This window comes from Pseudoalteromonas sp. Hal040, from assembly GCF_037162425.1.
In the GTDB taxonomy this organism is placed as follows: Bacteria; Pseudomonadota; Gammaproteobacteria; order Enterobacterales; family Alteromonadaceae; genus Pseudoalteromonas; species Pseudoalteromonas gelatinilytica.
In genome coordinates this window covers 2,110,209-2,121,813 of the sequence record NZ_JARLUU010000001.1, presented here as the reverse complement: position 1 = coordinate 2,121,813, position 11,605 = coordinate 2,110,209, and the positions used below count along the sequence as shown (strand labels likewise).

At 41.8% G+C, this 11,605-nt stretch carries 9 protein-coding genes; 6 read left to right on the top strand and 3 right to left on the bottom strand.

What is annotated here, in order from left to right:
* The first annotated feature begins 147 nt into the window (after positions 1-147).
* A complete protein-coding gene (locus P4S60_RS09685) occupies positions 148-2,799 on the top strand; it encodes a glycoside hydrolase family 16 protein (protein ID WP_337115819.1) in 2,652 nt (883 codons plus the stop codon).
* 78 nt (positions 2,800-2,877) lie between these two features.
* A complete protein-coding gene (locus P4S60_RS09680) occupies positions 2,878-5,829 on the top strand; it encodes a TonB-dependent receptor (protein WP_337115817.1) in 2,952 nt (983 codons plus the stop codon).
* 92 nt (positions 5,830-5,921) lie between these two features.
* Here the strand turns inward: P4S60_RS09680 and P4S60_RS09675 are convergent, their stop codons facing one another.
* Entirely contained in the window at positions 5,922-6,248 is a 327-nt protein-coding gene (locus P4S60_RS09675; protein WP_337115816.1) for a hypothetical protein, read from the bottom strand.
* Positions 6,249-6,529: 281 nt separating this feature from the next.
* On the opposite strand from P4S60_RS09675, the gene dcd reads away from it, so the two are divergent.
* The 3 genes from dcd to P4S60_RS09660 all read left to right on the top strand — a co-directional run bounded on the left by dcd (position 6,530) and on the right by P4S60_RS09660 (position 9,745).
* On the top strand, positions 6,530-7,117 hold the full coding sequence (gene dcd / locus P4S60_RS09670) for a dCTP deaminase (protein ID WP_337115815.1): 588 nt from the start codon (positions 6,530-6,532) through the stop codon (positions 7,115-7,117).
* Between the two features lie 133 nt (positions 7,118-7,250).
* On the top strand, positions 7,251-7,880 hold the full coding sequence (locus tag P4S60_RS09665; protein WP_337115814.1) for a hypothetical protein: 630 nt from the start codon (positions 7,251-7,253) through the stop codon (positions 7,878-7,880).
* Between the two features lie 356 nt (positions 7,881-8,236).
* Entirely contained in the window at positions 8,237-9,745 is a 1,509-nt protein-coding gene (locus tag P4S60_RS09660) for a bifunctional diguanylate cyclase/phosphodiesterase (RefSeq protein WP_337115813.1), read from the top strand.
* Here P4S60_RS09660 and P4S60_RS09655 read toward each other — a convergent pair.
* Together P4S60_RS09655 and P4S60_RS09650 are read right to left on the bottom strand one after the other, a co-directional pair.
* Positions 9,711-10,487 (bottom strand): CLCA_X family protein, encoded by a 777-nt coding sequence (locus P4S60_RS09655; RefSeq protein ID WP_337115812.1) that lies wholly within the window; start codon positions 10,485-10,487, stop codon positions 9,711-9,713. The two genes, P4S60_RS09660 and P4S60_RS09655, sit on opposite strands and share 35 nt — an antisense overlap.
* Positions 10,487-11,086 (bottom strand): tRNA-uridine aminocarboxypropyltransferase, encoded by a 600-nt coding sequence (locus P4S60_RS09650; protein ID WP_337115811.1) that lies wholly within the window; start codon positions 11,084-11,086, stop codon positions 10,487-10,489. Before P4S60_RS09650 ends, P4S60_RS09655 begins: the two co-directional genes overlap by 1 nt.
* Before the next feature lie 129 nt (positions 11,087-11,215).
* On the opposite strand from P4S60_RS09650, the gene P4S60_RS09645 reads away from it, so the two are divergent.
* Positions 11,216-11,560 (top strand): Hpt domain-containing protein, encoded by a 345-nt coding sequence (locus P4S60_RS09645; RefSeq protein ID WP_063704624.1) that lies wholly within the window; start codon positions 11,216-11,218, stop codon positions 11,558-11,560.
* Positions 11,561-11,605: the final 45 nt, after the last annotated feature.

Below are 11,605 nucleotides of genomic sequence, written 5' to 3'. Positions count from 1 at the left end.
AACCGTGACATACTCTAATGAAAGCGCTTACATTGTCGGGCCTTTTTATTTATCTCTTCATGTAAGCGCTTACAATTGACTGATTAAAATAATATTCATATAGATCAGTTGAGTACTAACAAACACATAATGTTAGGGTTCAATGCAATGAACAAATTCAAAACACACTTAACACAACTTGCAATGGCGCTTTCAGTAGCGACATTAGCTGGCTGCGGTGGCTCTGCCACAGATACAAAAATTGATACAATTGATACAACTGAACCCGTTTCAGATTGGGTCATGGTTTGGGAAGATAACTTTGATGGTGATGCCATTGATGAAAATAAATGGAGTTTCGAAATAGACTGTGCAGGTGGCGGTAATAACGAAAAACAATGTTATACCGACAGTGAAGAAAACGCCTTTGTTGCAGATGGTATTCTTAATATCGTTGCATTGCCTGCAGAAGACGGTGCTGCAAAGCCTTATACATCTGCACGTATCAATACTCGCTACAAAGCCGACTTTAAATATGGCCGCTTTGAAGTAAGAGCAAAACTACCAAGCGGTCAAGGTTCTTGGCCGGCGTTTTGGATGATGCCAACCGACGAAGTTTACGGTGAGTGGCCTCGTTCAGGTGAAATCGACATTTTAGAATCAGTGAATTTAAAAGTCGAAAATGATGATGGTTTAGAGTCAAATATCTACGGCACGTTACATTATGGTCAAGCGTGGCCAAATAACGATAGTAGTGGTCAAGCGTACACCTTCGCGCAAGATTCAAATCCAGCTGATGACTTTCATACTTATGCGATTGAATGGCAAGAAGGCGAAATTCGTTGGTATGTAGATAACTATTTATACGCAACGCGACGCCAATCAGAATTGCTTTACAACGCAAGCGGTGAAGCGCTGGCTCTTAAACATAAGGGTTGGTACACCGAGTATTATGATCAAACAACTGGTGAGTTAACAACTTTCTGGGACGCTGCACCATTCAACCAAGAGTTTTATTTAATTTTAAACTTTGCGGTAGGTGGTGATTGGCCTGAAAACGTTAATGCCCTTGGTGTTGATGCAAGTGCATTCGAAAACGGTCAAACTTTTGAAGTTGACTATGTACGTGTTTATGAGTGTTCGCAAAACCCAGACACAGGTAAAGGTTGTGAAACCGTGCGCCCTGGCTACGACGATTTAGAAGATGCACTTGTACAAGGTGCAGCGCCGGCGCCAACACCACCAAGTGATGGTACTGTTACGCCGCTGACTATTTTTGATAGCAGTTTTAACCCTAACTGGCCTGCATGGGACTGTTGTGGTGGCACAACGCCTGGGTTAGTTGAAGATGCTGACCGTGGCAATGTGGTTGAATTTAGTGTGGGTGCAACGGCTACGGTAAATGGTTTTATCAGCCGTGATGCCTTTATTACCGATGAAAACGGTGAAGCCTCTCCATATGATGCCAGTGCGATGTTAGAAGACGGCTATGTAACGTTTGATATGCAAGTAACGTCTTTACCATCAACGCCAGATGCTCCGTGGTTATTCAAAATCGAAAGTGATGAAGGTGCGACAGCCGTTGAGCTAAACCTAAGTGCAAGTACTGAAGGTGTTAGCCCAGTTGCTGGTGAATGGCAAACCTATACCTTCCCTCTGCAAACATTAGCTGATGCGGGTTTAAATGTATCACTGATTGATGTTGTGATGATTTTCCCGGCATGGGGTCAAGGTGAGGGCGCTGTTTACCGAGTTGATAATGTTGAGATCACTAATGGTGGTACAACAACATTGCCTTCATTAACCTTATTCACCGATGAAACGAATCTTGATTGGCCGCTGTGGGATTGTTGTGGTGGTTCAACACCTGTTGAAGTAGTCGACGACGAAGAACATGGTGTGACTGCTGAATTCTCGATTGGTGCAACACCTACCGTAATGGGCTTTATTAACCGTACTTCATCAGGTGGTAGTGGTACGCAGTTTGATGCATCAGCACTGGTTGATGATGGCATGTTGCAATTTGAGATGAAGATCACCTCTTTATCATCAACGCCAGATGCGCCTTGGCTGTTAAAAGTTGAGTCAAATGAAGGTGCAACAGCGGTTGAAGTTAACCTAAACACAAGCACAGAAGGCGTTGACCCTGTAGCGGGTGAATGGCAAACCTATACATTCCCAATCAGTACTTTATTAAACGCAGGTTTAGATGTAAGTGCGATTGATGTCATCATGATTTTCCCTGCATGGGGTCAAGGTGACGGTGCTGTTTATCGTGTTGACAATGCCCGTATCTATGCACCAGAGCAAGAATCTACAGCATCAGAGCTAACGCTATTTGCCGAAAACGTGGCAGATCTGTGGAGCATTTGGGATTGTTGTGCAGGTAGTACACCAACAGTCGAAACGGATGACGAAACCCATGGCTCAGTGGCAGAATTTCAAATTGGTTCTACCGCTACGGTAATGGGGTTCCTAGCTGATGATGGCGTGAGCTTTGATGCATCTCACTTGTTATCTGAAGGTGTGGTTCGTTTTGAGATGAAAATTGTGTCAAACGCCAGTAACCAAGATGCACAGTGGTTATTCAAAATTGAATCAAACGATGCAGGTCAAGCTGTGGAGCTTGCGTTAAGTGCAAGCCAAGAAGGTGTCGAGCCTGTGGTGGGTGAGTGGCAAACCTATACGTATACACTTGCAGACTTACTCAGTGCAGGTCTTGATATTAGTGCAATCGACGTTGTCATGGTGTTCCCGTCATGGGGGATGGGTGAAGGTGCGGTTTACCGTATTGATAATGCAGTAATTGCAAACCCGTAATTAACATTGGCAACAAGTGATGGGTGCTGTATACGGCACCCAGTATCCATGACAATATATTGCAAAAGCAGGTCAATCATGAAAAGCACAAAATTTATTAAAACACCTCTTGCAGCGTCAGTTGCGATGATCTTAACCGCTGGGCTAGGCACTATGTCTGCTTACGCACAGGATGAGCAAGAGAAAGCTGATAACGAAATCGAAGTTATCGAAATTAAAGGTATTCGTGGCAGTATGATCCGCGCCATGGATATGAAACGCGATGCAACAGGTGTTGTAGATGCGATTTCAGCCGAAGAAATGGGTAAGTTCCCAGATACTAACTTGGCTGAATCATTACAACGTATTACCGGTGTATCGGTGAGTCGTTCTAACGGTGAAGGGAGTGAAATTACAGTACGTGGTTTTGGTCCTGAGTTTAACCTTATCACCCTAAATGGCCGTCAAATGCCGGGTACGGGTTATACGCGTTCTTACGCCCTTGAGAACATTGCCGCTGATGGTGTTAGTGCACTTGAAGTTGCAAAATCGGGGCAAGCAGATGTACCAAGTGGTGGTCTAGGTGCTACGGTAAATATTATTACTACGCGCCCGTTAAATAGCCCAGGTGAAAAATTTAGCTCATCAATTAAAGCGATTCATGATTCATCTAATGAAGCGGGTGATGATGTAACGCCTGAGTTTTCAGCGATGTACAGCAACACCTATGCTGATGATACATTTGGTTTTGCGGTGTCTTTCTCGCACCAAGAGCGTGACTTCCAACAACAAAATGCCAATATCCAAGGTTGGCAGGCCAATGTTGATTTACCAACACTCGATGAAGGCGATTACATTGATGCTCGCCCAGTTGATAGTGACGGCAACCCAACAGGCAATTACTTCTTCCCGAAAGACATGAACTACAGCATTGCTGATGTTGAACGTGAAAGAACGAATGGCCAAGTAACGTTACAGTACTCACCTGTAGAAAACTTTACAGCGACGGTTGATTACACCGCAAGTCGTGCAATTACCGGTGTAAATACCGTGGGTTGGGGTATTTGGAATGAGTTTGGTAGTAATATCAATGGCTATGAGCTTGATGAAAATGGTACAGCGATTTATGCCGACATCAGTGGTAACGATGGCTCATTTACAGCTAGCCGAGGCACCACAGAAGTTAAAGCGCGCTCAATTGGTTTAAACCTAGAGTGGCAAATTAACGATGAGTGGGAAGTTGAGTTCGATTATCATGATTCGAAAAACGAAACAGATAATGGTGCAGATGACGGTTTAGGTTCAACAGGGCAAATCATTCTTGGCTCAGATCAGTTAAAGAGTAAAGTATATGATTACCGCACTGGCGAAATTCCACACGCCTACGTTAACTGGAAAAACGGCACAACGGTGCTTGATCCAAGTGAAATTGATTCAAACTTCAGCCAGTTTAGCTACTCACCAGGTGAGTCTAAAGTAGAGCAAGCTCAGCTTCACACAACGTGGTTTAATGAGCGCTTTGAAATTCCGCTTGTTAAAGTGAAATTTGGTGCGGCTCACACCAAGCAAACGATGGGTGGTTTTACCGCGTGGAGTGGTCTGCGTGGTGGTCCGGGCTTTAACCCATCATTCACTGAAATCTTCCCAGATGGCATGTTCACTTATAATGATACTGGCGACATGCTAGATCAATTCTCTGGTGGTGGTAGTGCGCTTGAGCCTAATTATTACTACACCTATAGCTTTGAAGAAGCGTTAGCGCGTCAACTTGCTTATTTAAATGAAGACTTATTGGGCGATAACCAATATTCAATTGACCCTTTCTATGATGGTATCGACAGTGAAAGCTACGTAGAAGAAAAAACGCAAAGCTTCTATGTGAACAGTTTATGGGAATTTGAAGTTGCAAATTACTTTGTCCAAATTAATGCAGGTCTTCGCTACGAAGATACTGATGTAACCAGTACGGTTCGCCAACGTGTTGAAAGCCAGGTGAACTGGGTAAGTGCCTCTGAGTGGATCATGCAGTACGAAACTGGTGGCACAGATAACTTTTATCAAGAAGAAGGTAACTACGATATTTGGTTGCCGAACATTGACGTAAAAGTTGAAATTACAGACGAGTTAGTTGGTCGAGTTTCGTGGGGTAAAACCATGGCACGTGCGCCGCTGGGTAATTTGGCTGGTGGCCGTAGCTTAACGGGTAGCCCTAAACCGGGTGCTCGGACAGGTAGCCAAGGTAATACTAATTTGTTGCCATTTGAATCAACAAACCTCGATTTATCGCTTGAGTACTACTACGGTGAAGGCAGCTATGCATCGGTTGGCTACTTCAAAAAAGACGTAGATAACTTTATTCAAACGCAAATCACAGAAACAACCATTGATGGTTTATACGATATCTTAAATGGTCCACGTTATCTTGAAGCTGTTGCATCTGTTGAAGCGCGTGGTGAGCAGGCTACGAGTGACGCTGTTTTCAATGAAATGTTGGCATTAGGTTATGGTAATGCGGATGGTGCCATTGAGCCAACGAGTTCTGATCCATTGATGGTTTGGAATATTTCTCAGCCACAAAATACAGATAGTAAATCAGTTGATGGCTTTGAAGTCGCTGTACAACACTTGTTTGGTGAAAGCGGCTTTGGTTTAGGGGTTAATGCCACGTTTGTTGATGGTGATGTTGAATTTGATGTAGCAAGTTTAACTCAGCAAGCCCCTTTATCTGGCTTAAGTGATTCAGCGAACTTCCAAGCCTTCTATGATAAAGATGGCTTATCAGTAAAAGTAACTTACGCATGGCGTGATTCGTACTTAATTGGTGTAGGTCAATCGCAAGGCTCATCTGATGCGCCGCCACAATTTGGTGATACCTACGGTCAATGGGACTTAAGCGTTAACTACGACATCAACGAAAACATGACCGTTTTCTTTGAAGGTATAAACCTAAACAACGAAACTGAGCGTGGCTACGGTCGTTACGAAGAGCAGTTCTTATTTGCTCGCCAGTACGGACCGCGTTACACAATCGGTGCCCGTTATAGCTTTTAATATGTGATCCCCAAAGGAACAAAAGCCGCTCAATGAGCGGCTTTTTTTATTAATAATGTGATTTTCAAAAAGTGACAATTAATAACACGGGTTTAGAAAGGTTTCTTGCGATAAAAGAAGTAACCCGAAAAATAGCAAAAAAAGGCAATACCAGGATTAATTAATAAATTAGGCATAAACACAATATCGGTTTCACCGATACAATAGAAGTAAAAGACAATAGTGAGTAATGAAGGCAGTGGGAAAAAGAACGTTTCGTTTGCAACTAAGCCAACCACCGACCAGCTAGTTAATAGTAATGAACCGATAAAAACGAGAAAGCCATGCCATAAATCATGCTTTTTAGCGTAATGTTTGGCAATTAAAATAGCGGCAACACAAGCTGGCAATGTTATTACGGATAAAATGACGTAATCCATAACAACTTATCCTCATTCTCCTTATAATCGGGGTATTAAAACAAAACTCAGTACTTCAGATAAATCAGATATAGCTGATCTTATTACCTGAGATGGCTTATCTTATTTAGTTGAGAATTATTCGCGCAACACGCTGATGATTTGTGTAATATATGGCACACTATAGCCACCCCATTTGGCTTTGCTGATACACACTCGATTTTTGGTGTGTTTAGTTTAAAGTTTAGCGTGTTTTTTCAACTTAAAATTATATGTTTAAGTTGTATTAGGTAGAATAATAAATGAGATTATCAGATACCCATATTCAGCAGTATATTGACGAAGGCCGCATTGTTATTGAGCCAACACCGAGTAAAGAAATGATTTCAGGTGTGACGGTAGACTTGCGTTTGGGCAACAAGTTTCGAGTTTTCCAAGATCATACCGCAGCCTATGTTGACTTAAGTGGTCCAAAAGATCAGTTAAATAAGGCGATGGAATCAATCATGAGTGACGAAATTGTGCTTTCTGATGAAGAAGCATTTTTCCTGCACCCAGGTGAACTGGCACTAGCAATTACCCATGAAAAAGTCACATTACCAGCTGATATTGTTGGTTGGTTAGACGGTCGTTCATCGTTAGCACGCCTTGGTTTGATGGTTCATGTTACAGCACATCGTATTGATCCGGGTTGGTCTGGTAATATCGTGTTAGAGTTTTATAACTCAGGTAAATTGCCATTGGCGCTTCGCCCAATGATGAAAATTGGTGCCATGAGCTTTGAAACAATGACAAGTCCTGCAGAAAACCCGTATAACACGCGTAAAGACGCAAAATATAAAGATCAAAATACGGCGGTTGCAAGTCGTATCAGTGATGATAATAAATAATTAGAGTTTGTGTGGCTTTCGGGCCACATAACATTTTGTTACTGAACTTTTTACCTAATTAAAGCCTACATAATTGGCAATTTAAGCGTATTCCTCCCATACTTTTAGCTGGTGTTTAAAGCACGGAGCTAAAATGCATTTTATTGGCAAGCACATCCATTGGGTTGTTAGAACGCTGCTCATAATAATGTGTTGTGTATTTTTACACAGCGTTAGTACTTTTGCTGCCAGTGATAATGCCTCGGTTTGGCTGCTTGACTCCGCCGAGCCACTTGCCAAATTAAGTGGAACCCTGCAAGAATCATTACAAAATGCTAAACAGCTGAATGCACTCGAAAGCAGTTCTATTCGTCTTGCCCCGCAAACATCCCACTGGTTAATAATCGATTTATTCCAACTACCCGACAATAGAAATTACGTTGTTTATCTTGGTGAGCCTAATTTAACCTGGGCAAAGTTCTATCTGTTAGATGAAAGTTATCAGGCGACCGATGATCAGCGGCTCGCCTCACTTGAAAGCTTATCAAATGTGCGACCGCACTGGTTAATAGAGCATAGTCAAGGACATCGCTGGGCATTGGTTAACTTTGAGCACGATAGGGCACTGACTTTAGAAGTTGGGGTTGTTGCTGCAAAAGCGTTCGAAATAAACCTACATCAAATCATATTAAGCTATGGCGCAATCTTAGGCGTCTTAATTTTATGTATGTTTGTGTGCGCTGTTTATTTTTTGTATCGCAGCAACAAAAATACTTGGTGCTGAATGCGTACTTCGTGTTGGTTTGTATCGGATTTTTGATTGATAACGGGTTAATAAACTATCTCGTTAATGGTTTAGATTGGGAAGCAAAATGGCCCGTTAATGAGTTTGCATTATGTTTTGCGAGCTACTTTTTATATCACTTTCTAGCTATCCATACCTATAAACCTCGCTTTAAAAAAGTGTGGCAAGCTATGATGGTTTGTTTACTCTGTGCAGCTGTGTTGTCATCACTATTGCCTCAATTTAATCGCCAATGGTTATTTATAGTTTCATGCATCGGGTTTTTAAGTTTTGCAGCTGCTGTATTTTTGCGTTTAATACAGCGTAAAAATAGCCGCACTCATCTTCGTTGTTTTATGCTTCTGACAATTGTGACTCAGGTACTTAGTCTATTTATTTGGAATGGCTTTGGTATTGGTTATCATGGAGTTCACAACACCATTTTGCTTATCACATCACTGGCGATATGTTCTGTACTGTTGTTAAAAGATCGTCAGCAAATTTCAGCATTTAGTTATTCGATGCTGCATGATGCAGACACTAAACTGCCAAATAAGCAATTTTTACTCGCGCAAATGGTGAAGAAAGTATCGCAGAAACAACACTTTTCAGTTTTATTATTTAAACCTCATGTACTTTCAAACGCGCGTTCTACATTTGGTTTTGAGCAAGCCAATATTTGTATCAATGAAAGATTAAGTATCTTAAATACTCAGCTACAGACCATGAATGCATTAAAGCTTGAAATTCAAGCCAGCAGGAGCGCATGGCTTGCTCACGTTGATGACAGTACATTTGGTTGCTTAGTTATTGGCGAATTAGAGCTCAGTCATATAGAGCAGTTTGCATGTTTGATCCATGGGGTCTTTGAAGAAGGGCTCACCCATGAAGATATTAACTTAGTCGATAGTGTTGATATTGGTGTTGCTTATTACCCGATGCATGGCAATACCGCAAAGCAAATATTGCAATGTGCAATACAAGCAATGACCGAAAAACGCCTACAAGGTGAGCGATGGCGCATGTTCGACTCAGAGAGTGCGCGGCTTTCTGAACAAAGATTATCCATTGCTGCAGCGCTTAAAATTGCGATAGATGAGAACCAACTCAGCTTACATTTTCAGCCACAGATATGTTTGAAAACAGGAAAAGTAGTGGGCTGTGAAGCATTGCTGCGATGGCATCATCCTGTATTTGGTGCGGTGAGCCCTGATGTGTTTATTCCAATTGCAGAATCAGCAGGGGTGATCAATCAGCTCACAGAGTGGGTGGTTGAAAATGGTATCCAGTGGCAAGCGAAGTTTTGCAAACTGATACCCGATCACGTTATTTCTATTAATATTTCAGCAAAAGATCTATTAAATAAAGACCTACCTGTGCTGTTGATCACCATTTTAAATGAGCAAAAAGTGCGTGCCGAATCCGTGATGTTAGAGCTGACTGAATCAGCCACTTTGGAAGAAAGTAAAAAGATTAAAGCCACACTTGATGACTACCGTTTAATTGGCTTAAAACTCGCGATTGATGATTTTGGTACTGGCTATTCTTCACTTGCTTATTTAAGTCAACTTGGCTTTGACGAAGTGAAAATAGATAAGCAATTTGTGTTAAATCTGCCGTTTTCAGTAAATGATCAGAGTATCTGTCGAGCAACCTGCGACATTGCTGCCACTCTGGGCGCGCAGGTGGTTGCTGAAGGTATTGAAGACGAACAAAGCTTAGCAATGCTGCAAAGTTATGGCTGCCAATTTGGACAAGGGTATTATTTTTCAAAACCGCTTTGTGCAGATGACTACTTAGCTTGGATAAGCGATGTGCAGGAAGTTGAAATTAGCCTTGATGCAACAGCAAACCTAATTGATTAAAGTAATTCAGCAGTGCAGAAAAGCAGCGCATTGTATGCTGTTCATCTGGGTAGATTAAGCCACTTGTCGATAACCCACTCACTAAAAAGCTATTTGTTATATAAGGGTGCATGGTAATGCACTTTTCAAAACAGCGGGCAGCTAGTTCCTCAGGCATACTCATATATAGTTGTTTTACCTGCTTATCAAAAGCGATAGATTGCTTAACGAACTCATTTGGATTTGCACCTGAGGTATCTAAAAATACCTGATGGTAAAATTCATTTAAACGCTGATTTAGTGGATGGCTTAAATCTGGTGACTGTTCGAGCCACAGCGCTGAGCAAAATTGCATGCTCTTTCTGCTCTTAAATAAGTGCTGACAAATATGGTGATCAAACGCATGAAACCATTCGTGGGCGAGAGCGCCACCGCCAGCATTTTTAGCTAGCGCAAGAGTTTGGCTGTGGGCATTGTAATGAGCCTGCACACCTTTTTGGCCACCATGACCAAAGGCAAAATTAAGCTTACCCCTAAGGCCAATCGCTGTTGGTGGCAAAGTCAGAATTTGTGCAAGATCAGCTAAGGCATCGTAAATTAAATTTGCTGCTAAAAGCCGCTCTTGCTTATTAACCCAATTGCCAACCACCATGGTACGAAAACCAAAGGTGTCGCGAATATCGTCAAAATCAACCTGATCATCAAAGCGATAGTCTGGCCCTTGACGATGAAAACCCGCGCTAAGTCGTTTTGATACACGCATTATAAATAGCGCGCCTTAACATCATCTGGCATATGTTGGGTTTGCTTATCGACCAGTGCCGCTAATAATCTGTATAGCGGTGTTACATCAAGGCCTTCAATCAGTTTTAGGCTATGAGCAACGGCTTCTAAAGTTGATAAGCTATCTGCGCGTGGTGCTTTTCGAATGACGTATTTGTTTTGGGGTAGTTGTTTAAAACTCACAGTCTGAAAGGCCTGTAGGCTAGGAGTTAATAGCAATATTTTGTAGGCTTTTTTCCACGTACCATCAATCACGATTAAATGGCTCAAAGACTGTTTCAAAGCATTTGAAGTGGCCGTGTGCTCATCTAAGCATAATGCATCATCAGCAGGATAAAGTACCGCGGTTGTTGCTTTTGGCAATGTTGCAAGCTGTAAAAAGTCTTGTTCTGACTCACCAGCAAAGATCTGGCAATTTTCTAATCCTAAATTCAGCAAATTAGCGGTGTTCTTAGTGACTTTTTCCTCACTAGGGTGGCGTAATATAATGATTTTTAGTTTATTATTGATTATGCTTATTGAATCACATAAACAGGTTTTAACTGAAAAGCCACAATGTGAGCACAATTCTCTAGCCATACAAACTCAGGTGTAAATCAAAACTATGCCTAGTATACATGAGCTTAACTCGCAAAGCAGGTTTGCTTTTTGGCTATGAACCGCTAAAGTTGCGATTTATATAATTACGTTTTTGATTAAGGGATAAAGATGACGACAATCACAATTGATGAGAGTGCGCTTGAAGGAATGGAATCACTTTTAGGTGACCAATTTGCCGACACCTTAACCTTTTGTTGCAGTGAATTTCAGCGTTTAGGCTCTGAAGTACTTGCAAATCTTGGTTCAGATAATGAAGCAGCAGCAAGGCATGCACACAGTTTAAAATCAAATGCTGCCCAATTTGGTGCCATGAGTTTATCAGCACTTGCGCAAGAAATTGAACTGACTTTGAACCAAGGCGATGTCGCAACAGCACAAGAAAAATCACAAACCCTTGATGAACAAGTTTCAGGTTCAGTCGAAAAATTACAAGTATGGCTTGCTGGCCGCTAAAAACTTGAATTTATTTCAGTTATAACCGCAAAAATCCTCTGGCGT